The sequence below is a fragment of the Sphingobacterium sp. LRF_L2 genome (assembly GCF_965644235.1).
Taxonomy (GTDB): domain Bacteria; phylum Bacteroidota; class Bacteroidia; order Sphingobacteriales; family Sphingobacteriaceae; genus Sphingobacterium.
On sequence record NZ_CBFFRI010000004.1, the window covers coordinates 476607 to 498807 of the forward strand.

Here is a 22201-nt window from a genome sequence, read left to right on the forward strand (position 1 = left end):
CACAAAGAACAGTAAAAAAGAAGACCACGATTAATCGCGGTCTTCTTTCACATCATAGGGATTCCTTTGTAATTAACTTAAATTTTCCAATCTATAGGCATTCGGTGTCTGCCCAACTTTTCTCTTAAACAACCTATTGAAGTGTTGAGGATATTTAAAGCCCAATTCAAAAGCAATCTCACTTACCGTTTTATTTCGATCAAAGATCTTATCTTTCGCCACGTCGATCAGCTTATTCTGAATATATTCCTGTGCGGTCCGTCCAGTCTCTCGTTTAATCAGGTCACCAAAGTAATTTGATGACAGATTTAACTCAGCAGCACAAAAGGCTACAGAAGGAAGTCCTACCTCTTTTTGCTTTTCAGAATAAAAATAACCTTGAAGGATTTTTTCGAAACGTTCCACGACACTTTTATTGGTATTTTCTCTCGTTATAAACTGACGATCGTAAAATCTGATACAGTAATTAAGAAATAATTCTATATTGGAAACAATAAGTTGCCTACTATACCTATCAATAGCATGTCTAATTTCATGCTGTATCTTGGTGAAGCAATCCAACACCATTTCTCGTTCTTGGGTAGACAAATGTAAAGCCTCATTGACTTCATAATTAAAAAATGAGTAATCTGTCATTCTACTCATTAATGATGTTCCTTTTATTAAATCCGGATGAAAGAGCAAAGCCCAGCCTTTCGAATTAAAAACCTTTACATTAGGTTGAAACCCCAGCACTTGTCCAGGAGAAATAAACACGAGGGTACCTTCTTGATAATCGTAGTTTGCTCTACCATATTTCAATTCACCACAAGCCAATTCTTTCAGGTAAATGGCATACAAACCAAAATTAAAGGTCTGCGACGGCATCGGCGTAGCCTTAGACAGATCAATCATAGTGATCAATGGATGCAGTGTCTCCATTCCCCTCATCTGATTATATTGAGATACACTTTCTAGATACACGATATTTTCCATTTCCTTGCTGTATCTACCAAATATAATGAAATCGATCTCCTGTAAATAATTTACACGCTAAATCAGTAATAATGGTAGCAATAACCGTAATTCATACTAAAAAACTTAAAAACAATATGCTATCACGCCATACCAATAACTAAAGTTCAGACAGCATACCTTAGTATAAACAAGCACGATAAAAGCACAACCCCAATTCCCTAAAGATTACCATTATTACGGATTTGAAGGCCAGTTTTTCTAACCCCAATCTGGTATCGCTACATTTATTTGAACGATTTGCCTAAGAAAGGTTAAATTTAGTTTGATTAGATTGCGGAGCTCTAGGAGCTCCGCTGCTGTTTTATTATGTTTTATAAAACAGTTCTCCTTATTAAAATCCAATGTAAGCAAGAAAAGATTTGTCAAATTTTCTCTATAAAACACCTAATAAATTTATTTTGTGTAGCAAACCCATTATATTGCAGCAGAAAGAATTTAAACAACCCTCACAAGGGTTTTATTGATCTATCGGAATCATGAAAAAAATAGGATTTTTATCTTTTGGCCATTGGGCAAATCATCCATCGTACAGTACACGTACAGCAAATGACACCCTACTTCAATCCATAGATCTTGCAGTAGCTGCAGAAGAAATAGGAATAGATGGGGCTTATTTTCGCGTGCATCATTTCGCAAAACAACTTGCCTCTCCATTTCCATTATTAGCCGCTATTGGTGCCAAAACAAGTAAAATTGAAATTGGTACAGGTGTTATCGATATGCGTTATGAAAACCCGCTCTACATGGTGGAAGATGCAAGTGCGGCAGATATTATCGCTGGAGGTCGACTACAATTAGGCATTAGTAGAGGTTCTCCCGAACAAGTCGTTGATGGATGGCGTTATTTCGACTACGGTCTTTCCGAAGGAGAAACAGATGCGGATATGGGAAGAAGAAAAGCTTTGCTATTCTTAGAAAAACTCAATGGTATCGGTTTTGCTGAACCGAATCCCTATCCCATGTTTCCAAACCCGCCAGGCCTGCTACGATTAGAACCCTATGCGGAAGGTTTACGTGAACGTATCTGGTGGGGAGCAGGATCGAATGCCACAGCCATATGGGCAGCTCAGCAAGGTATGTACTTGCAAAGCTCCACACTGAAAGACGATGAAAGCGGTAAACCCTTTCATATACAACAAGCGGAGCAAATCAGACTTTACAAAGAAGCGTGGAAAGCAGCAGGTCATCAGCGAGAGCCACGTGTATCCGTCAGCAGATCTATTTTTGCCTTAATGAACGACCAGGATAAACTTTATTTTGGACCGCAATCCGATAGCGTTGATAAAGTTGGTATGATTGAACCGAACAAGCGAGCCATCTTTGGTAAAAGTTACGCTGCAGAACCGGACAAACTTATCCAAGAATTGGAGAATGATGAGGCTATACAAGAAGCGGACACCCTTCTTTTAACAATTCCAAATACATTAGGCGTAGATTACAACATTCACATTTTATCCGCTATATTAAAACATGTTGCCCCTGCACTGGGCTGGCGATAAGATTATATCGTCATTATTTCTATGATCCACAAAATTCGATATAAAACAAAGATTATCGTGATAGGCGCAGGACAAGCAGGACTCTCTGCCGCCTATCATTTACGAAAACTGGGATTTGAAATCGGCCGAGATTTTATCGTTGTAGACCAGACGGAAAATCCCGGAGGTGCCTGGCAGTTCCGTTGGCCTTCACTCACCCTAAGTACCGTTAACAAAATTCATGATCTCCCGGGCATGGCCTTCGAAGAAACACTCGATGCCGCCAGTAATACCGTCCAGGCAAGTACAGCCGTTCCTCATTATTTCGATTTATATGAAAAGAAATATGATATTCGCGTATTTCGCCCACAAAAAGTAGAAAATATCTTTTTACATGGAGATCGATTTTATATCGATGGATCAACAGCCCAATTTTCGGCATTAGGTATAATTAATGCAACAGGTACATGGGATAGCCCCTACATACCTGATTACCCTGGCGCATCCCTCTTCCAAGGAGAGCAATTGCATACAAAAGACTTTAAATCCTCCGCGTATTTTAAAAATAAACACGTTATTATCGTTGGAGGTGGCATTTCGGCGATACAACTACTCGACCAAATTTCAAAAGTCACCAGCACAACTTGGGTTACCAGACGTCCACCATTATTTAACGAAGGACCGTTCGACGATGCTGCTGGCCATCAAGCTGTAGCTTTGGTGGAAGAACGTGTACGAAAAGGCCTCACTCCCGAATCTGTTGTATCCGTAACGGGACTTCCCTATTCGTCTGAGGTCAAAGACATGGAAAAACGTGGGGTATTAAATAGGTTTCCCATGTTTAGTGAAATAACAGCCTCAGGCGTCAAGTGGGAAGACGGCAGAGAAGAAAAAGCGGACATAATCTTATGGAACACGGGCTTTAAAAGCTCTTTAGCACATCTCGATAAGGTTCTGCCCCGGGAAAAAGCTGGTGGAATTCGTATGACGGGAAGACTGGCGACAATGGTTGAAAAAGAACCGAGAATACATCTGGTTGGATATGGCCCTTCGGCATCTACAATCGGGGCCAATCGCGCAGGAGCTGCGGCTGTCCGCGAACTCATCAGTACGTTGAATATTTCAATCATCTAAACCAGAAAATCTGAATAAATAGATTATCAGAACACTTTAGAAGAAAGCAATCTATAAATGGAGAGATTTAAACAAAATAAAGCACCATGCCCAGTCCTATTATAGCTATAAACAACCATAAAAACATACCTTGTAGCATCGGCTTCAAACCTATACCCTGCAACAGATCGCTTGTCAGCCCCGAACCTATGAGAAACAATGTAACGGTCAATAAAACTTTTGAAACCGTCACCACTATCGGTGAAAAGTTAGAAATGGAAGGAAGATACGTGTTCAGTATCATCGCTAAAATAAATAGACCGATAAAGTAAGGGATTTTTATCCGAACCCTATCCTGCTTAAACAGCTTAGCTGCTAGCAAGGTCAGGGGAATAATCCACAATGCTCTTGTCAATTTCACTGTCGTCGCAATTTTTAGAGCTTCTGGACCATACTTAGTCGCAGCCCCAATTACAGAACTGGTGTCTTGTATCGCAATTGCGCTCCAAATTCCAAATTGCGTTTGGCTAAGCTGAAAAAGCTGTCCAAATAAAGGGAATATATACATGGATACCGCATTAAGCATAAAAATAATACCGAGCGATACGGTAAGATGCTTTTCCTTTGCCTGAATCGTAGGTGCAATAGCTGCAATAGCACTTCCGCCACAAATGGCTGTACCAGCAGCAATTAAAAATGATGTTATAGCATCTATTTTAAGCAACCGCCCAACAGCATAGCCTAACGCTAAGGTCGAAAAAATAGAAACAACCGCTAACAAAAAACCTTCTTTACCAGCTTGGTAAGCCGATTCTAAATCCATACCAAAGCCTAACCCTACAACAGAAAGCTGCAACAAAAAGTGCGTAATTTTATGATTAACGTCCTCATACGGATTACCAATTAATTGAGCTACTCCGATCCCCATCAATAATGCTAAAGCTGGCGTAACAAAGGAGGAGCAACACACACCCACCAACACAACAAAAATGATTTCCTTCCATTTCAGATGTCTTTCAAAAAATTGAAGAGACCTGTTTGCCTTTTGCAATTTATCATCCATACTTTTCATCTTTTACTGCGACAAAGATGCAGTCAAAAAAAGGGCTTTCATCATCACAAAAAGCAATTCAGCATAACAACAAGTTATACGAACCAAAACAAGAAACCATGTTAAGCTAAAAAATTAAATTTTAAGAAGAGATAGCTAGAAGAGTCATGACCTAAACGAAAAAGGAGCTGTTCTTTAGACAGCCCCCTTATTAACTATGATAATAATCCAAATCGTTAAACAATAAATTCATCCACGATCTCCAGGATTTTATATTATTCTTTCTTTTTATCTAACGCCTTATCAATTGCATCACCTGTAGATTTTGCCGCATTTTTTGTTGCTTCGATGGCTTTGTCAGCCCCTTCCTCTACTTTATGACCAGCCTTTACAGCCTCTTGTTTCACTTTTTCCCATGCAACAGTAGCATCGTCCAATGCTTTTTTAGCCGTAGCTTCAGCTTGCTTATCCCCTTTTTTAACAGCCGCATCCAAATCCTCTTGGGCTTTCTTTACCTGTTCTTTTGCATGGTCAATCTGATGGTCTAAATCGGCATGTACATGATCTGCATCCTCCTCTACTTCATGAAGTGTGCTATCCAAGTGCTCTTTAGCTACTTCATCAGCACTTTTGTTTTCTCCTGAGGGATTACTATTACATGCTGCCAAGCTTAACAAAGCACAAGCTGTTGCCAATACGCTAATTTTTTTCATTTTTCTTTGGTTTAAAAGTGTTTATAATTTTCATTTGTTAAGTGTTAAACCCAATTAACATTAAATTGTTTTCTTTACTATAAAGAAAGATGGCATCTCCTTGTTGTAAAAATTTACAACAAGGAGATGCCATCTTTTAACGTTCGAGCAGAACTATAAAGCCCAAGCCCGGTCCCCTTTTTTATAGGGATAATCGCCATCATATTTTCCTGGGACGGCAACGTAGCGCAAAGCTTTTGTTGCCCCCAATTCAGACGTAAAGAAGCCCAATATGGTTAACTGCCTTAGCATGCTGAAATAATGCACAGGCTTATTGGCTTCCTCTTTCTTTTCATAATCTACACGTTCCGTATCGATTTCAGTCAACAATGCCGTTCTCTGCTCAGCTGATAATTGCTGGAATTTCTTTCCGTATTTCGATTCAGCCAGCTCATCGATTGTTTCAAGACCTTTCAAAAATATCTTTTGCTCCTCCTCCGTATAACAGTCTCTCACAACGACAGGAATAAACGCCCCGACCCCCGCTTCTTTGGCACCCGGTGTGTTTGTTTGCGGAACAATCGTTTCCGCAATATTACCCAAAAAATCGATGTAATTGTCGGCGAAAAGTTCCGCAACCGCCGGTGAGGCTTGGCGAACACAGCCTTCTAAAAACAACTGGCTACCAATAACAGCTCCTCCGAATAAAAACGACATACGTCTTAATGCTTCTCTTCTATCCATAATTTTATTTCGTTACAGGATTTACAAATTTCCTTTTTTCAATTCGTTAACAGCAAAATCCGCAGCCCTAGCGGTCATCGCCATGTAGGTAAGGGATGGATTGACACAGGCTGCAGAAGTCATACATGCACCGTCGGTCACAAATACATTCTTTGCATCCCACACCTGGTTATTTCCGTTCAGCACCGATGTTTTCGCATCTCTTCCCATACGCGCTGTACCCATTTCGTGAATCCCCTGTCCAAAGCCATAGACATTATCGTAGGTATAAACATCCTTCACACCAGCAGCTTCAAGCATAGCCTTTGCTTCATTAGCCATATCTTTACGCATCTTCAACTCATTATCCTTGATTTCCACATCCATTGCCAGAACAGGTAATCCCCACTTATCTTTCTTTTCTTTGTCCAAGGAGATCTTGTTCTCGTGATAAGGAAGAATCTCACCAAAGCCACCGAAACCAATCGTCCAACTTCCGGGTTCGGTAACAGCTTCCTTAAATGCAGCACCGATATGTAGTTCAGGAATCTCGCGAGACCAACCTTCACGGCCAGCACCACCCTGATAACCAAAGCCGCGCACATAATCCCGCTTATCGCTCTCAACATTCTGGAAACGAGGAACATACAAACCATTCGCACGACGACCAAAATAGTATTTATCTTCAAATCCTTCCACACGACCACCAGCGCCAACACCAAGATGATGATCCATCACATTATGTCCCAATTCGCCACTCGAACTTCCCAATCCTCCTTCCCAGACATCCGTTGCCGAGTTCATCAACACCCAGGCCGAATTCAATGCCGAAGCATTTAAAAAAACCACCTTTGCAAAATATTGATACGTTTGGTTATTCTGTGCATCCAAGATCTCTACACCTGTTGCGCGTTGCGTATCTTTATCGTAAAGAATACGGGTTACAATAGACCAAGGTCTTACGGTGAGGTTGCCCGTTTTCATCGCTGCCGGCAAAGTTGCTGATTGCGTACTGAAATAAGCGCCGAAGTTACACCCCAACCAACATTTGTTCTGATATTGGCAGTTTACCCTTCCATTATGAGGAACCGTAATGTTAGCCGTTCTTCCAATGATAAAATGTCTTTTACCTCCATACAGCTGTTTAATACGTGCTGCCACATCTTTTTCCACCACGTTCATCGCCATTGGAGGCATAAATTCTCCATCCGGCAAAATAGCTAGCCCATCACGGTTACCACTAATACCTGCAAAACGTTCCACATGACTATACCAAGGAGCAAGATCTTGATAACGTATAGGCCAGTCTACACCATGACCATCTTTCATATTCGCCTCAAAATCAAGGTCGCTCCAGCGATAGCTCTGTCTACCCCAGGTTAATGATCGACCGCCGACCTGATAACCTCTAAACCAGTCAAAGCGTTTCACCTCTACATACGGGCTCTCCTGTTCATTGACCCAAAAGCTCTCATTGGCATCATTTAACACATAATCCCGTTTTAGTACAGGGTGGTTATTGATCATCTCCTGCGTCCGAACACCACGATGTTCAAAATCCCATGGATTTTTCGTTGGGCTCTTATAATCTTTAACATGCACAACATCTCTACCCCGCTCCAACATGATAGTCTTTAAACCTTTTTCGGAAAGTTCTTTGGCAGCCCAACCACCGCTGATTCCCGAACCGATGACAATAGCATCGTACACATTATCTTTCAACATAAGTTTCTTGGTATTAAGTTTTTTATCCCTACTCTAGTTTGCTACTTTATGAAACAAACTTAAACATTTCAACTGTAAAAAGTAAAGGGAAACAGCCGACTATGTAAAATAAAGAAGGTGTTTCCTAATTGTGGAAACACCTTCTCATTATCTGATAAAAATCCGCGTAAGTAAATTCTTCTCAGGCTTATGCAGTCATCGCTTCTTTTAACGCTTTAGCTGCTTCTGCTGGATTTTCAGCACCATAGATTGCTCCACCTGCAACGGCAACTTCTGCGCCAGCCTCAACAACACCTTTAATAGTATGGATATTCACCCCACCTGCAATAGAGAAAGCTACACCAGCCTCTTTACCTTCGTTGATTAGCGTCTGTACCGAGTAACCAGGAAGCGCTTGCTCATCAAGACCTGCATGAAGTTCTACAAAAGATGCACCTAAAGCAATTACCTCTTTCGCTCTTTGTACTCTATTTTTTACCCCAATAGTATCAACAACCACTTTTTTGCCGTATTTCTTACCTGCTTCTACCGCTCCTTTTACTGTTGCATCATCTACAGTCCCCATAACGGTTACTAAATCTGCACCCGCTTTGAAGGCCATCTCTGCTTCTAATGCACCAGTATCAGCTGTTTTCATATCTGCAAAAACTAACTTATCCGGATGTGCAGCTTTCATTGCCGTCACCACCTGAAGGCCTTCTTGCTTAATCAATGGAGTTCCTAACTCAATAATATCAACGTAAGGCGCTACCTGCGCTGCTAGTGCTAATGCTGCTTCTGTTGATAACAAATCAATTGCTACTTGTAATTTTGCCATGTTATAAAATTTATATTCTTGTTTGTGTTATTCTAAATTTGCGTGTTTAGGCCATAGATCTTCTTTTGTTAGTCCAGACTCTTGCCAAAGCGTCCAGAAAATGCTATCCGAGACCAACAGCACCGCTTGCTCGAAAAGACTACCCGCATATTGTTCGGATATATTCACACTAAAATCGGTCTTCGTTGCAGCCGGTATCAAAAGCAATTGGTCAGCGATCTGCGCTAAAGGACTCTCTCCATCAGCAGTTATCGCCAAAACACCCGCCTGCTGCTTTTTTGCTTTTTCCACTGCGGCCAATACAGTCCCTGTTGTTCCAGACCCCGAGGCTACGATCAATACATCCCCCTCCATAATCGCCGGTGTCACAATTTCCCCCACCACATAAACTTCATACCCCAGGTGCATCAGACGCATGGCGCCCATTTTCAATGCTAATCCACTTCTTCCAAGACCTAAAAAGAAAAGACGCTTAGCCTCCTTGAGTACGGAGACAGATGCCGAAATTTGCTCAAAATCAAATTTCTCAAAGAGATTTCTGTGTTCCTCAAGAATTGCCTCAAGATGTTGCTGTGCTTTTTTTGCGTTTTCCATGTCGTTATATTTCGAAAGCAAAAGTACATGGACATTCTTCCTCAAGCGTATACAATACCATCATTTTATAGCATTATACCATCAAAGCAAGAGGCAGAAATTTTTTTAAATATATTTGCATCTATTAACTGTGATTTTCAATAAATTTATAGGCGAACAAAATGTTAGAAATCAAGAGGGAAAACGTATTTAACACGAAAGTAGATGCAGGCCATACGTATCACATGGATTCGTATGAACTTACCTTACTGGAAACGACTATAGATACTACCGTACAGCATAGTTTCAAAGAGCCTATACTGTATAATCTATTGCGTGGCAAGAAAACTTTGCGCCTACAAAACGATTACCTTTACGATTATTTACCAGGAACGACCATGATCGTTCCTCCAAACCTGGAGATGGAAGTATCTTTTCCGGGAAGTTCAGCAGAACAGCCTACACAATGTTTATCGCTTACGATCGATCGCGTGAAAGTTATTGACTCACTTAACCTCTTGAACGAACGATATCCACGTAAAGATGGCTTACTTTGGCAGCTCAACCTGAACGACTGTAGTTTCATTGAAAACCTAGAGATTAGCCAGATCATCGAAAAATTATTCCGCCTGTCTGTACAAAGTAGTCATGAAACGCAGATTATCGCAGAATTGACCTTAACAGAGCTCATTATCCTGTTATCGCAAAAGCAACTTCTTTTAGGTATGGAACAACCGCAGGAGCGGAATTCCGTCCTATTCGATATCATTCACTATATCAAACAACACATTACCGAAAATATCAGTGTAGATCACCTAGCCGAACAAGCAGCTATGAGTTCCGCATCGCTCTTTAGGTCCTTTAAAAAAGAATTTAACATCTCTCCAGTAGAATACATTACAAAAGAAAGAATACGAGCAGCAAAACAGATTTTACTCACGCAACCGACTGCGACAATTGCGGAAATAGGTTACCAGCTTGGTTTTTCCACGCCCAACTATTTCGCACGTGTATTCAAGCAGCACGAGCGCATAACACCATCAACATTTAGAGAACAAAATTTAATATATAAATAAAGTACATCATGAATAAATATGATTTTGGGATTGTAGGCTTAGGCGTAATGGGACGTAACCTGTTACTCAATATTGCCGATAACCAATTTGCCGTAGCCGGTTTAGATTTGGACCCAGAAAAAGTAGCATCACTTCAGGCAGAAGCCGGTGCTGAGCATCAAATACATGCAACCACAGATGCGGCAACATTTGTTGGACTTATTCAACAACCAAGAGCAATCATGTTATTAGTACCTGCTGGTAAGCCAGTAGATAGTGCAATCCAAAGCCTACTTCCTTATTTGGAAAAAGGCGATATCATCATCGACGGAGGAAACTCTTACTTTCCAGATACCGATAGAAGGTTCACTGAACTACAAGCGAAAGGTATACATTTCTTCGGTATGGGCATCTCCGGTGGAGAAAAAGGTGCCAGAAGAGGTCCGAGCTTAATGCCAGGCGGCGATCGCCAAGCATACGAGCGCTTGCGTCCAATTTTTGAAGCCGCTTCAGCGAAGGTCGATGGAGAACCTTGTGTAGAATTTTTAGGCAATGGATCTGCCGGAAACTATGTAAAAATGGTACACAATGGAATTGAGTACGGTATCATGCAGCTCTTGGCTGAAACCTACGATTTGATGAAGAAAGCCTACGGATTACCAACAGGCACCATCCAACAAGCATTCGAACAGTGGAATAATGCGGAGTTGCAGTCTTTCTTAGTAGAAATCACCTCAGAGATTCTAAAACGCAAAGAAGAAAATGGGGCGTATCTTGTAGACTTGATTTCAGATTGGGCAAAATCAAAAGGAACAGGAAAATGGACTTCACAAAACGCCATGGACCTACAAGTTCCGATTCCTGTAATCGATGCAGCAGTTAATATGCGCGATATGTCCAAGTACAAACCCGAACGTATCGAAGCTTCCAAAAGCCTTATCTGGGACCAGGGACAAACAGCAACTGCGGATATCAATGAAATTAAAGAAGCGTTACAGTTTGCTATACTCGTCACCTATGCACAAGGATTGGCACAGCTTACCGTAGCATCTGAAACGTACAATTATGAGCTAAACCTCGAAGTTGTTACTAAAATCTGGCGAGGAGGCTGTATCATCCGTTCGGTAGCATTAGAAGATTTCAGAAAGGCCTACGACAAAAATCCGGCTTTACGCAATATTTTATTAGACGAAAATATTGGTCAGACAGTGAGCAAACTTCAAAAAAGTGTGCGTAATGTCGTAAAAACGGCAGTTGAAAAAGGTATTCCTGCCGCAGCATTCCTAAATGCACTAACATATTTTGACGCTTACCGTTCTGAAAATTTACCGACAAATATCATCCAGGCGCAACGCGACTATTTTGGCGCGCATACCTATGAACGAATAGATCGTGAAGGCACATTTCATACGCAGTGGGACTAATTTAATTTAGAGAGAAAAAATGGTAGCAGATAAAAAACAACCGACATCCATTGTCATTTTTGGTGGTACAGGTGATTTAGCTAAAAGAAAACTTTTCCCCGCCTTCTACAATTTATTTTTAGACGGATGGATGCCTGATAATTTTCATATTCTGGCATTAGGTCGAAAAGATTTCGACAACGACACATTTCGCGAATATATCAAGAAGAACATCAACGAATTCTCCCGTGTTAAGATCACATCTGATGAGCAGTGGGAAGTATTTAGCGATAAAATCTCTTTTTTTAATTTCAACATCAACGAAGAAGCTTCGTTTCAAGAATTGAACGAACGATTGGAGGACATTGATGCAGACATCAACGAACGCTCTAACCGATTGTTCTATTTATCTATTGCACCGAACTTTATCGATGCAATTTCCCAAAACATCAAAAAGTTTGGTTTAGCAGAACAATCTGCCACGGACCGCATCATTATTGAGAAACCATTCGGACACAATAAAACATCCGCAATAGAACTAAATGATATGCTCTCCCGGACGTTCAAAGAAGAGCAAATCTACCGTATCGACCATTACCTGGGTAAAGAAACAGTACAGAATATCCTAGCTTTTCGCTTTGGAAACGCCCTTTTTGAGCCACTCTGGAACCGTAATTACATCGAATCCATCCAAATTACAGTAGCGGAAGAAGTGGGCGTTGAAGATCGTGGAGGCTATTATGAAACATCGGGAGCATTGCGAGACATGATCCAAAATCACCTCCTCCAAATGCTTTGTATGGTCGCTATGGAACCACCGACCTCATTCACTTCCGAAGAGATCAGAAACCGAAAAGTAGATGTACTAAAAGCAATACGACGCATAAAGCCAGAGGAAGTAAACCACTACACCGTGCGTGGACAATACGCTGAAGGTTGGGTTAAAGGGAACAAAGTGCCAAGATACCGTGACGAAAATGGTGTATCGCCAACATCAAATACCGAAACTTTTGCCGCTCTGAAATTCTACATCGACAACTGGAGATGGCAGGGTATCCCTTTCTATCTACGTACAGGGAAACGTATGCAAGAAAAACACTCTTCGATTACTATTGAATTTAAACCAGTAGCACACTCTGCATTTTCTGGAGCAAACAATCTATCACCAAACAGGCTTATTATTAACATACAGCCTGAGATGGATATTCTTCTTCGTTTTATGACGAAAAAGCCAGGCTTAGACATGAAGCTAAAAGCTGCAGAAATGGTATTTGACTACTTCGAATGTTCGCCGCAGACACCTGAAGCTTATGAAACCCTTTTACTTGACGCTTTAGATGGTGACACCACTTTGTTTATGCGTTCCGATCAAGTAGAAGAAGCTTGGGATGTCATCAGCACCATCATGGATGTTTGGGAAGATGAAAATGCAGATCTACCAAATTACCAAGCAGGAAGCTGGGGACCAGAAGCAGCAGAAGCACTTTTGGCGAGACAAGGACACGCTTGGACATCAAACACGCATTATAAAAATAAATAGCCATGTTAGAAGTATATCATAACGCTGCAGAAATTACGTCAAAAGTTGCCCACTATTTCTTAGAAGCCGCTCGATCTGCAATCGCGTCAAGAGGAAAGTTTACCGTTGCTTTAACCGGCGGAAGCTCTCCGGTAGAAATCTATAAATTATTGGCCACACCTGCCTATGCAGAAAGTATTGACTGGGCTAAGGTTTTTGTTTTTTGGGGTGATGAGCGCTGGGTTCCATTTGAAGATGATCGTAGCAATACCAAAATGGCTTTCGAGACACTATTGAATCACGTAAACATACCCAAGGAAAATATATTCCCAATGTACCAAGAAGGTGTAACTCCAGAAGATTACGCTGTAGTATACGAGAATAATATACGGGAAATAGTTGGAAAAGAAGGAAAGTTCGATCTCATCCTTTTAGGAATGGGAGATGACGGCCACACGGCTTCACTTTTTCCAGGAACAAAAGTACTGCAGGAAAACGTCAAATGGGTGGATGCCTACTTCCTAGAAAGTCAAGATATGTATAGAATTACGCTTACAGCTCCGCTTCTCAATAAGGCACATCAATTAATCGTTATCACTTTTGGAGAAAAGAAAGCACACGCACTAAAGGAAGTGTTATCAGGAACCTATCAACCTGAACTTTATCCGACACAGCTTCTCAAACCAGAAGATGGTACACTTGTATTTACTGTAGACAAACTTGCTGCAGGACAATCCTAAGTCAAACCATACAGAACCGATTCAAGTCAAAAGCGAATCGGTTCTTTTTTATCTACATCTCCCCTCAAGGTATCCAAAGTTTCTATCCCGCGCTACTCTTCCTACAATTACGTCTAAAGTGCCCTACGGCTTGCAGGTCTAAAAATATTTTGAGATATTAGAAACAAACAGAAAGTCGATAGATTATGAAGTATGTTAGCTATATCGTGTTTTACGTATACTTTTTCAGTTTCACAGCCGTACTGGCACAATCTGCAGACTCCGTAGCAAGAGAAAGCCAACCTGAAATTGCAGAGCGGGCATCGGAATTAGAAACGATGCGCGAACAGCAGTACAAAGACTCCCTGTACCGAATAAAACTAGAAGATCAATTATTGGACGTAAAGCTCGGAGATGGAGCCGAAAAAAGCAGACTTATGGCAGAGCTCCGTGCCCTACAAAGTCGCGACTCCATCATGATGGCACGACGCAAAACCAAAGTCGACTCCCTAAGGCAGTTAAATAAAGGCATTCCGGTCGTGGCCTTTCGCGATACCCTCTATCATATCTATACCTCCATTGGAAGTTATTCCGCGCAAGATCGAGCCGATGCTGTAGAAAGCCGGCTTCAAAATTTAGCAGACAATATGGCCTTCAATACCGACTCCATGCAGATTGAACAAAATGAAGACACCTGGCTGCTGTCCTGGAAAGATCAAATCCTGCTAAGTGTCAATCAACAAGATGCCCTCTGGGCCAATCAAGAAGCAGGAACCTTGATAACAGCCTACAAAGCACGCGTCAAACAAGCCATAGATAATTACAGAGAAGCAACCAGCCTCAGTAGGATCCTAAAAGCTATTGGGCTCTCCTTCGTCATTCTAGCCAGCCTATCGCTTATTATTGTCGGTATAGGAAGAATCAGCCGTTTTTTAAAACGCAAGATTTTGTCCAGTAGAGGGCATATTTTTAACGGTATTAAAATAAAAGGTTACACGCTAGTAACCGCCAAAAACCAAATAAAATTCGTTTGGAGTATACTCACACTGCTTCGCTGGATACTTATTATTGTCTCCGTATACTTGGCGTTACCTATTATTCTAAACCTATTTCCAGAAACAGAAGGATATGCACCCGTATTATTAGGATACTTTTTAGCTCCATTGCGTAAGGTGGGAACTGCATTTTTGCACTATATCCCCAACATGATAACCATAGCAGTCATCTATGTTGTCTTTCACTATGTCCTAAAACTACTCAAGTTTTTCGCTAAGGAATTACAAAGTGAAGCCTTAAAGATTTCTGGTTTCTACAAAGAGTGGGCATTGCCAACTTACCAAATCCTGCGTATCCTGCTGTTAGCCTTCTTTTTAGTCGTTATATTCCCCTATCTACCTGGATCAGACTCCCCGATTTTTAAAGGGATATCTGTATTTATCGGTGTACTTTTCACGTTCAGTTCTGCAGGAGCCTTAGGCAATATTGTTGCAGGGCTCATGCTGACATACATGCGTTCATTCGCGATAGGCGATCGGATACAAATCGGTGAAATATCCGGAGATATCATCGAAAAGTCCCTACTTGTCACACGGATACGCACAATAAAGAACGAAGTTATCTCCATCCCAAATGCGCAAATACTAAACAACCACACCATAAATTATAGTGCGGATGCAGAAGAACTTGGTTTAATTGTTCATGTAAAAATCACGCTGTCTTATGAAATCCCGTGGCAGGACGTACATCAATTAGCGATAACAGCAGCCAATAAAGTGGATCTCCTAGCCAAAGATCCTGCGCCCTTTGTACTACAAACAGGACTAGACGACTTTTACGTCGCGTATCAGCTGAACGCTTATACCAAATATCCCCACAAACAGGCCTTCATTTACTCGGAGCTCTATAAACACATCTTAGATGTATTTCATGAAGCGGGGGTTGAGATCCTTTCCCCACATTACCACGCCGTACGTGATGGAAGCTTACGCGATATTCCCGAATCTTATCGAAAAGAACAACGCTTTAACGAACCCTTTCACGTCAAAATCAAACGAGAAGATCAATAAGAAAAGCTTTAGGTCACAAAAAAGGTGCTTACTATAATGGTAAACACCTTCCGATTATTAACAAAATACCTTGTTATTACCGTTTTTTTGGTTCCTGCATCCTACCCATCCGCTCAGCCACAAGCACATCAGGGAGCACATTACTCGCAGTAACTATAACTTTATTTTTAAAACCCGATATCACCTTAGATTTTCCCTGCATCAAACCCTCATAGCCATCTTTAGCAACTTCGCTTGCTTTCCCCAATTTACTATCCATAATTTTCGAGTCCTGCATACCAGCCTTATTAAAAAAGTCTGTATCTGTCGCTCCCGGTTCCAGTACAGTGATTGTTACCTGGCTACCTTTGATCTCTTGTGCGACACCCTCTGAGAACGACAGCACGTAAGATTTCGTAGCATGATAAACCGCCTGCCACGGTCCCGGCATTTCCGAAGCTATGGATCCCAATTGCAATATTCTACCTTTATCATGTGCCAACATATCCTTCAAGAATAGATATGTCAGGGTGGTCAGGGAAATGATATTCAATTGAATAATTTCCAACACACGGTTGATATCTGTCTTTGTGAAAAGCCCATATTGACCTTGTCCTGCATCGTTCACTAAAACATCAATAAAAATATTTTTATCGCGAATTTCTTGATAGAGTTCGAATCCCGCATTTGCCAAACTTAAATCCTTCGCGATGGTAATCACTTCAACATGATATTTCCTTTCCAATTCATCCTTAACTGTTGCGAGACCTTCCTCTGTGCGTGCCACGATCACGATATGGTAGCCATCCTGAGCAAACAACGTGACCAATTCTCTGCCTATTCCCGAAGTCCCTCCTGTTATCAAGGCATATTTTTTCAAATTTTCATTTTTCATACGCTTTCTTTTGTGTTGAACCTTTATTCGCGATCTTCTAAAGAAGAAACGTCCTTAAGAAATTTAGGTTCTAAAAACACAGCATTTCCCGTAAAAAATCAAGAAAGAATACGTACATGCCCCCTATGCATCACGCTCAACTGCCTATTAGTCCTCCTTATCTGTAAACAACTCTTTCAAAAGTTTCTTCAAATCAATACCTCTTCCCAGCACAGGCTTAAAGATATCCCCCATCTCCTCGACTCTTGCCAAACTATTTTCTATCGTAAAGTCTGTCATCCGTAAGCCTTTCTTTACCTCCTCCCAGTGCAATGGCATAGAAACAGGCGCAGCAGGTTTAGGTCGCACAGAATAAGGAGATGCCAGCGTCGCAGCTGCTTTATTTTGTAGGAAATCGATGTATATTTTTCCTTTACGCTTGGCAAGCATCCGCTCCACACTCGTTGTTTCGGCCATTTGCTGATGTACTTCGCCAGCGATATACCGTGCGAATAGTTGGCTTTGTTCATAAGTATATTTTTGGCCCAAAGGAATATAGATGTGCAAGCCCGTCGATCCGGAAGTTTTACAATACGAATCAATAGCAAGAGACGATAGCAAGCTATGTATAGTACGTGCTACGTCGATCACTTGACCAAAGGTATTGTTTTTATCAGGATCCAAATCCAACACACAATAGGTTGGATAATCTGGCTTCTTGGCCGTACTGAACCAGGGATTGAGTTCTATTGTCCCTAAATTAACCATATAAAGCAAAGCATCTTTTCCATTTGCCATCATATAGTTTTTTGCTTCTCCATCGGCCTCATAAGGAAAAAGTTCAATCCAATCCGGCACTTTCCCTGTCACATCCTTTTGGTAAAAACTATCCCCCTCAATACCATCCGGAAAACGATTCAAAGACAACGGTCGTCCCTTGAGATAAGGTAAGATGAATGGAGACATCTGCTCATAATACTGTAGCAAATCTCGCTTCGTATATTTTTCTTTCGGCCAATACGCTTTAGACAAATTGGTTAATTTCAGCTCATTCTTTCCAATTTTGAGAATCTGCGACTCAGCTGTCGGATCTAGCGCCATATTGTTACGCTTCTTATTACCTTTTGTTCCATCCTTTTTATGATCTGTCCTAACTTTCCCTGCAGCCCGCGGTTTTTCAAGTGTTACTGTCGAAGCCGCCTTATCCTCCCGTAGCGCAATAAATGCTGGATGTCGGAACACTCCGTCCGCTGTTACCTCCGAAAAATTTATCTCACAAACGACAGTCGGCCGGAGCCAAGTGACCTGAGCGTTGAGGGGATTCGGCCGAAATTGCGTCGCTTTATTATACTCAACATCTCCCTTAAAGGGACTCGTCTTACGTTGAAGTGGCTTAAACAGTTGAAGAAGCTCCCGTTGTTTACGCTCGGTAAATCCCGTTCCCACCTTTCCTACATAGCGTAGCTTCTTCCCTTCATAGACAGCAAGAAGTAGAGAACTAAAAAGTTTGCTAGAACCTTCATTTTTAGTATATCCAGCAATAACCACCTCCTGTCGCTTCTGCACCTTCACCTTCAACCAATTGCGCGTACGTTTACCCAGTAAATAACGGCTATCCGAACGTTTAGCGATTATACCCTCTAAACCAATCTGTTGCGCCGCCAGATAGAAATCCGTACCTTGTGTAGACACGCTATAACCAACACGTATTCTTCCCGTTTTCGGAACAATAGACTGCAAAATCGCTTTTCTCTCCCGTAGAGGAAGTCCCATTACGTTTTTTCCGTTATACCACAAGATATCAAACACATAATAGTAGAGTGTGCCGTCCTCGTCTTCTCGCCAATTTTGCAGTGCAGCAAAATCAGACAGCCCCTCGTCGTTCAATACCACAACTTCCCCATCTAGCACAGCTTCGATGTCCCAATCCTGCAAAGCGTCGACAATAGGATAATATTTCTCATTAAAAGACTTATCATTACGCGAGCGGAGTTGCACTTGTTCTTTACGACAACACGCTATTGCTCGGTATCCGTCCCATTTTACTTCAAATTCCCATTCATCATCATCAAAAGACCGATCGGTTAGTGTCGCCAACATAGGCTTTACATGTTTTGGAAATGCCGAAGTCGTTGCTTTCCCTAAAGCCTGCTTTTTATTCCGCAAAGGCTTCGTTTCCAAGATTGCATTCGGATCAAGTTGCACCTCCAACTTACGGCGTACTTTCGTCGTACCGCTCCCTGCAGCGTTCTTTTCCTTGCCGAGCGACGCCGTACCAATTGCTGTCTGCTTGAGATCAGCCAATGTTTTATTGGTTTTTACAGAGCGATCTTTCTTTGTGATATCTTCGCTCCCTGCATAATCATCGTTATGCTTGATCAAAAGCCAAGCGTTATCCCCTTTCCCTCTCATTTGTACCAAGGCAAACTCACCTTTTAGCTTTTCACCATGCAAGACAAACTTAAGAGATCCTGCTGCAAGTTCCTTTAGTAACAATCGTTCATTGGACTTTTTACCTGTTCCTTTGCTGATCGGCTCATAGGTTCCTGCATCCCATACGATAACCTCACCTGCACCATAGTTACCCGCAGGAATACTTCCTTCGAAATCCTTGTAATCATAGGGGTGATCTTCGGTCATCATAGCAAGCCGTTTATCTTTCGGATTTAAGGAGGGACCTTTAGGCACTGCCCAACTTTTCAGCACCCCATCCATCTCTAAACGGAAGTCATAGTGTAAAGCTCTTGCATCGTGTTTTTGCACCACGAAACGCAATGATTTTTTTCCCGGTTTACCACTTTTTGGTTCAGGCGTCTGTTTAAAATCACGCTTCTTCTTATATTTCGATAAAGCCATGTCATCCATTTTTTGAGAGAAAGTACTAACCTGTTGACCGCGGACGTGAGGCAAACGTCGACGCAAGAACCGGCGGTATTCCTATGCGTTGTAAAAGCCCTTTCAACGTGGAAACTATTAAATTAGAAGAGCCTATTCGAGGTAGAATCGCACAAGAAAGACCACTAAATAAAGGCTTCAAGTGTGGAATTTCTTCATTCACCAAAAAAATAATTTTAGCCGTTGAGGTCATTTCACTCAGACGATCAGCAATACGATGAAGATCTACCACTGCCAATTCGAGATCTAGCAACAAAACATCCAACTTATGCGCATTCAACACCTGCGTATCCTCCATCGCGTCGGACCACCCATATTCGAAAATAACATCCAATAGTTCGCCCGACTCCTGCTGCAATAACATTTGCATGGCAAACCGCCAACTCCTGCTTGCACTTATTATTCCTACATTTAGACCTTTCATCATTTATCGTATTATTTGGTTAGTAATTTTCATAAGCATGTTTATTTAATTAACGCAGAAAACAGCGAAAGTTTTGTCATTTTTTTCAGAAATCAGCCCCCAGAAAAACACCCCAGCAATAGGATATTCCTCTTCTTTATACAAAAAAGACCTGGGTGTACAAGCCCCAGGTCTTCCTTTCCATTTATATACAAAATCATTAAGCCGATAATGTTAAAGATGATAAAGCGGCTTCCGCATGACCAAAACCTACTAATTCGGCTACATCAATCCAAATATGAGGAAGCCCCATTATCTCATCAGGTACGATATAGATCGCCTCTTCGCTGCCTCTATTTTCCTTCAATTTACGCAACACCTCTTCTGGAGAAGCAATTAAAGCGGTGTATATTGCGTCCTCCTTTGCTCCTGGCATATCAGCACGAAGCAGTGTTACTCCTTCATCAGCTAAGAACCGCATTGCTCTATAAGAACTCAAGCGCAACAAATTCGCGGCAATACGATCGTATGAGCGAAGCTCGAAACCTATCGCTATTTGCCCATTTTCAAGTAAGGCCTCTTCAAAACACCTCTTATCGCCCACCTTCAACGCTTCGTTTCTTTTCTTGAGAAGCTCCATAGGAAGGTTACTTTTATACATCTTATTTCTAGAAACACCTAATTCCTGCGTTTCCTCGTTTGAATTACTCCTATGCTCCATTCTACGCAACATTTGAATCTATACTTTTTCTATAATAATCCGCCAATCTCTTGATATCCAATGGTGCTGTTCCAGCTTTCAAAAATTTGAATTTTATCGGTACATACCCATAGTGCGGATCCGAAATATTAATCCGTCCCCTTTCGTCAATCTCCGCGATATCAAAAAATACATTGACGATGGTATCATCCGTTAAATCATCCCCTAGGTAATCGATACTTCGCTTTCCTACGTAATAGTAAAGCACCTTCTGATCCGTTAGTGGTTCCAAGCCACAGCAGGAGTTATACACCAATTGATTTCTTTCCGCTAATATTGTTTCCAATTCCTTCTTCATGTTATATTTCCTTTCTTGACTATTAATATTATCCTTTGCAGAAACTAGCAATTCACAGACCAATGCCAAGCCGCGCCTTATCGGAGATCACATTTTACGTGTTTTTAAACAACGAACAGGTAGTTGTAAGGAAAAAAACAGAATTAATACGGACTACAGGTTGGTATATAACAGCTCTCCACCAAAAAAGCCTTGTGACCTTTCCCACAAGGCTTTTTTTTAACGTTACTCTACCATATCAGTAACTTCGTCATGCCCATTTTCTAACAAACGGCCAACTTCCTGAATATAACCAGCAACATAATCTTCGACTAAAGCATGAAAAGGCTGTATGACGCTCTTGCCAAATTTCCCGGCCGGCGGTGTATAACTAAAAACAAATTCCAACCGTGTCTCTTCAGGCGATCTACCTGGATGCACTTCAAACTTACCACTATTATAAAATACCGTATCATTCGCCGTGCTCCAACCCAAAAATTCATTATCCCTTTCCTTTACGATGAAAAAATCCCATTTCGCAGTCACACCTAAAAGATCCGCCTCCACGTGCCATCCACTATAGGTACCGTTTAACGGACTTACCGACTTCACCCAAGAGAAATGCTTTGTTAAATTGGTAAAATCACGAAGGTAAGCGAACACCCGATCAGGTCTTTGTCGGATGATAGCCTCCACCTTACAATTGAGTTGTCCATGATTTTCGTTGAGCCTTCGTAATAACGTAATGAAAGGCAATTTACCCGTCAATCCCATATAAAAAAGAAGCGCACTCGACGCTATTTTGACCGGAAGAGGTATACATCTTGTATTTGTCAATAAAATTCCTTGCGCCGCACATATCGCTAAAATTTTGGCAAAATCAGCTACGGGATGCGTATGTTTACGTTCGGTGATCTTTGTGATATCCATACTTTTTTGTTTTTTGTTTTTATGCCTTTACGTCTTACTTTATTTTATATGAAATGTCCAGATTTCCTTTGGAGAGCTCATTTCGCTCGGTTATCTTCATTTGTGTTTATTGATCGTGTTTAATTCCAATAG

General features: G+C 41.4%; 20 protein-coding genes. 7 read left to right on the forward strand and 13 right to left on the reverse strand.

All coding sequences use genetic code 11. The features are described 5' to 3' along the window. Nucleotides 1–72 precede the first annotated feature (72 nt). Nucleotides 73–975 carry a helix-turn-helix domain-containing protein gene (locus ACSZOX_RS10815; RefSeq protein WP_437919970.1) on the reverse strand — a complete coding sequence of 301 codons (903 nt, stop codon included), beginning with the start codon at nt 973–975 and terminating at the stop codon, nt 73–75. Nucleotides 976–1493: 518 nt separating this feature from the next. Here ACSZOX_RS10815 and ACSZOX_RS10820 point away from each other — a divergent pair. Both ACSZOX_RS10820 and ACSZOX_RS10825 read left to right on the forward strand, forming a co-directional pair. After that, nucleotides 1494–2516 (forward strand): LLM class flavin-dependent oxidoreductase, encoded by a 1023-nt coding sequence (locus ACSZOX_RS10820; RefSeq protein ID WP_437919971.1) that lies wholly within the window; start codon nt 1494–1496, stop codon nt 2514–2516. A gap of 21 nt (nt 2517–2537) precedes the next feature. Continuing rightward, nucleotides 2538–3629, forward strand: a complete 1092-nt coding sequence (locus tag ACSZOX_RS10825) for an NAD(P)-binding domain-containing protein (protein WP_437919972.1) — start codon at nt 2538–2540, stop codon at nt 3627–3629. Between the two features lie 67 nt (nt 3630–3696). Here ACSZOX_RS10825 and ACSZOX_RS10830 read toward each other — a convergent pair whose 3' ends face one another. From ACSZOX_RS10830 to hxlB, 6 genes are all read right to left on the reverse strand, one after another. Continuing rightward, nucleotides 3697–4671: a YeiH family protein gene (locus tag ACSZOX_RS10830; RefSeq protein ID WP_437919973.1), complete on the reverse strand. Its 975-nt coding sequence runs from the start codon at nt 4669–4671 to the stop codon at nt 3697–3699. Between the two features lie 263 nt (nt 4672–4934). Then, nucleotides 4935–5372, reverse strand: a complete 438-nt coding sequence (locus ACSZOX_RS10835; RefSeq protein WP_437919974.1) for a hypothetical protein — start codon at nt 5370–5372, stop codon at nt 4935–4937. A gap of 153 nt (nt 5373–5525) precedes the next feature. Next, nucleotides 5526–6095, reverse strand: coding sequence for a gluconate 2-dehydrogenase subunit 3 family protein (locus ACSZOX_RS10840; RefSeq protein WP_437919975.1), 570 nt, complete (start codon nt 6093–6095; stop codon nt 5526–5528). A 21-nt stretch (nt 6096–6116) separates the two neighbouring features. Further along, nucleotides 6117–7796 carry a GMC oxidoreductase gene (locus tag ACSZOX_RS10845; RefSeq protein WP_437920106.1) on the reverse strand — a complete coding sequence of 560 codons (1680 nt, stop codon included), beginning with the start codon at nt 7794–7796 and terminating at the stop codon, nt 6117–6119. A gap of 190 nt (nt 7797–7986) precedes the next feature. Then, nucleotides 7987–8616 (reverse strand): 3-hexulose-6-phosphate synthase, encoded by a 630-nt coding sequence (gene hxlA / locus ACSZOX_RS10850; protein ID WP_437919976.1) that lies wholly within the window; start codon nt 8614–8616, stop codon nt 7987–7989. Between the two features lie 27 nt (nt 8617–8643). Beyond that, nucleotides 8644–9210 (reverse strand): 6-phospho-3-hexuloisomerase, encoded by a 567-nt coding sequence (hxlB, locus tag ACSZOX_RS10855; RefSeq protein ID WP_437919977.1) that lies wholly within the window; start codon nt 9208–9210, stop codon nt 8644–8646. 161 nt (nt 9211–9371) lie between these two features. On the opposite strand from hxlB, the gene ACSZOX_RS10860 reads away from it, so the two are divergent. The 5 genes from ACSZOX_RS10860 (at nt 9372) to ACSZOX_RS10880 (ending at nt 15951) form a co-directional block, all read left to right on the forward strand. Next, nucleotides 9372–10265, forward strand: a complete 894-nt coding sequence (locus tag ACSZOX_RS10860; protein WP_437919978.1) for a helix-turn-helix domain-containing protein — start codon at nt 9372–9374, stop codon at nt 10263–10265. An 8-nt stretch (nt 10266–10273) separates the two neighbouring features. After that, nucleotides 10274–11668, forward strand: coding sequence for an NADP-dependent phosphogluconate dehydrogenase (gene gndA / locus ACSZOX_RS10865; protein WP_437919979.1), 1395 nt, complete (start codon nt 10274–10276; stop codon nt 11666–11668). A gap of 19 nt (nt 11669–11687) precedes the next feature. Then, nucleotides 11688–13187, forward strand: a complete 1500-nt coding sequence (gene zwf / locus ACSZOX_RS10870; protein ID WP_437919980.1) for a glucose-6-phosphate dehydrogenase — start codon at nt 11688–11690, stop codon at nt 13185–13187. A gap of 2 nt (nt 13188–13189) precedes the next feature. After that, nucleotides 13190–13906 (forward strand): 6-phosphogluconolactonase, encoded by a 717-nt coding sequence (gene pgl, locus ACSZOX_RS10875; protein ID WP_437919981.1) that lies wholly within the window; start codon nt 13190–13192, stop codon nt 13904–13906. Between the two features lie 185 nt (nt 13907–14091). After that, the gene (locus tag ACSZOX_RS10880; protein ID WP_437919982.1) at nt 14092–15951 is read left to right on the forward strand and encodes a mechanosensitive ion channel family protein; all 1860 of its coding nucleotides are present in this window, start codon (nt 14092–14094) and stop codon (nt 15949–15951) included. A gap of 76 nt (nt 15952–16027) precedes the next feature. On the opposite strand, the gene ACSZOX_RS10885 is transcribed toward ACSZOX_RS10880, so the two are convergent. The 6 genes from ACSZOX_RS10885 to ACSZOX_RS10910 all read right to left on the reverse strand — a co-directional run bounded on the left by ACSZOX_RS10885 (nt 16028) and on the right by ACSZOX_RS10910 (nt 22069). Further along, the gene (locus tag ACSZOX_RS10885; protein WP_437919983.1) at nt 16028–16825 is read right to left on the reverse strand and encodes an SDR family NAD(P)-dependent oxidoreductase; all 798 of its coding nucleotides are present in this window, start codon (nt 16823–16825) and stop codon (nt 16028–16030) included. Between the two features lie 147 nt (nt 16826–16972). Continuing rightward, nucleotides 16973–19660 (reverse strand): DNA ligase D, encoded by a 2688-nt coding sequence (gene ligD, locus ACSZOX_RS10890; protein WP_437919984.1) that lies wholly within the window; start codon nt 19658–19660, stop codon nt 16973–16975. A 25-nt stretch (nt 19661–19685) separates the two neighbouring features. Then, nucleotides 19686–20126 (reverse strand): hypothetical protein, encoded by a 441-nt coding sequence (locus tag ACSZOX_RS10895; protein WP_437919985.1) that lies wholly within the window; start codon nt 20124–20126, stop codon nt 19686–19688. Between the two features lie 196 nt (nt 20127–20322). Continuing rightward, nucleotides 20323–20823 carry a hypothetical protein gene (locus ACSZOX_RS10900; RefSeq protein WP_437919986.1) on the reverse strand — a complete coding sequence of 167 codons (501 nt, stop codon included), beginning with the start codon at nt 20821–20823 and terminating at the stop codon, nt 20323–20325. A gap of 1 nt (nt 20824) precedes the next feature. After that, nucleotides 20825–21160: a hypothetical protein gene (locus ACSZOX_RS10905; protein WP_437919987.1), complete on the reverse strand. Its 336-nt coding sequence runs from the start codon at nt 21158–21160 to the stop codon at nt 20825–20827. Between the two features lie 225 nt (nt 21161–21385). Next, complete coding sequence (locus ACSZOX_RS10910; RefSeq protein WP_437919988.1) at nt 21386–22069, reverse strand: SRPBCC family protein; 684 nt, start codon at nt 22067–22069, stop codon at nt 21386–21388. Between the last annotated feature and the right edge of the window lie 132 nt (nt 22070–22201).

Bases quoted from the DNA above. Each gene is read 5' to 3' on its own strand.
- ACSZOX_RS10815 (WP_437919970.1), bottom strand. From the start codon at position 975: ATGGAAAATATCGTGTATCTAGAAAGTGTATCTCAATATAATCAGATG.
- ACSZOX_RS10820 (WP_437919971.1), top strand. From the start codon at position 1,494: ATGAAAAAAATAGGATTTTTATCTTTTGGCCATTGGGCAAATCATCCA.
- ACSZOX_RS10825 (WP_437919972.1), top strand. From the start codon at position 2,538: ATGATCCACAAAATTCGATATAAAACAAAGATTATCGTGATAGGCGCA.
- ACSZOX_RS10830 (WP_437919973.1), bottom strand. From the start codon at position 4,671: ATGGATGATAAATTGCAAAAGGCAAACAGGTCTCTTCAATTTTTTGAA.
- ACSZOX_RS10835 (WP_437919974.1), bottom strand. From the start codon at position 5,372: ATGAAAAAAATTAGCGTATTGGCAACAGCTTGTGCTTTGTTAAGCTTG.
- ACSZOX_RS10840 (WP_437919975.1), bottom strand. From the start codon at position 6,095: ATGGATAGAAGAGAAGCATTAAGACGTATGTCGTTTTTATTCGGAGGA.
- hxlA (WP_437919976.1), bottom strand. From the start codon at position 8,616: ATGGCAAAATTACAAGTAGCAATTGATTTGTTATCAACAGAAGCAGCA.
- hxlB (WP_437919977.1), bottom strand. From the start codon at position 9,210: ATGGAAAACGCAAAAAAAGCACAGCAACATCTTGAGGCAATTCTTGAG.
- ACSZOX_RS10860 (WP_437919978.1), top strand. From the start codon at position 9,372: ATGTTAGAAATCAAGAGGGAAAACGTATTTAACACGAAAGTAGATGCA.
- gndA (WP_437919979.1), top strand. From the start codon at position 10,274: ATGAATAAATATGATTTTGGGATTGTAGGCTTAGGCGTAATGGGACGT.
- zwf (WP_437919980.1), top strand. From the start codon at position 11,688: ATGGTAGCAGATAAAAAACAACCGACATCCATTGTCATTTTTGGTGGT.
- pgl (WP_437919981.1), top strand. From the start codon at position 13,190: ATGTTAGAAGTATATCATAACGCTGCAGAAATTACGTCAAAAGTTGCC.
- ACSZOX_RS10880 (WP_437919982.1), top strand. From the start codon at position 14,092: ATGAAGTATGTTAGCTATATCGTGTTTTACGTATACTTTTTCAGTTTC.
- ACSZOX_RS10885 (WP_437919983.1), bottom strand. From the start codon at position 16,825: ATGAAAAATGAAAATTTGAAAAAATATGCCTTGATAACAGGAGGGACT.
- ligD (WP_437919984.1), bottom strand. From the start codon at position 19,660: ATGGCTTTATCGAAATATAAGAAGAAGCGTGATTTTAAACAGACGCCT.
- ACSZOX_RS10895 (WP_437919985.1), bottom strand. From the start codon at position 20,126: ATGATGAAAGGTCTAAATGTAGGAATAATAAGTGCAAGCAGGAGTTGG.
- ACSZOX_RS10900 (WP_437919986.1), bottom strand. From the start codon at position 20,823: ATGGAGCATAGGAGTAATTCAAACGAGGAAACGCAGGAATTAGGTGTT.
- ACSZOX_RS10905 (WP_437919987.1), bottom strand. From the start codon at position 21,160: ATGAAGAAGGAATTGGAAACAATATTAGCGGAAAGAAATCAATTGGTG.
- ACSZOX_RS10910 (WP_437919988.1), bottom strand. From the start codon at position 22,069: ATGGATATCACAAAGATCACCGAACGTAAACATACGCATCCCGTAGCT.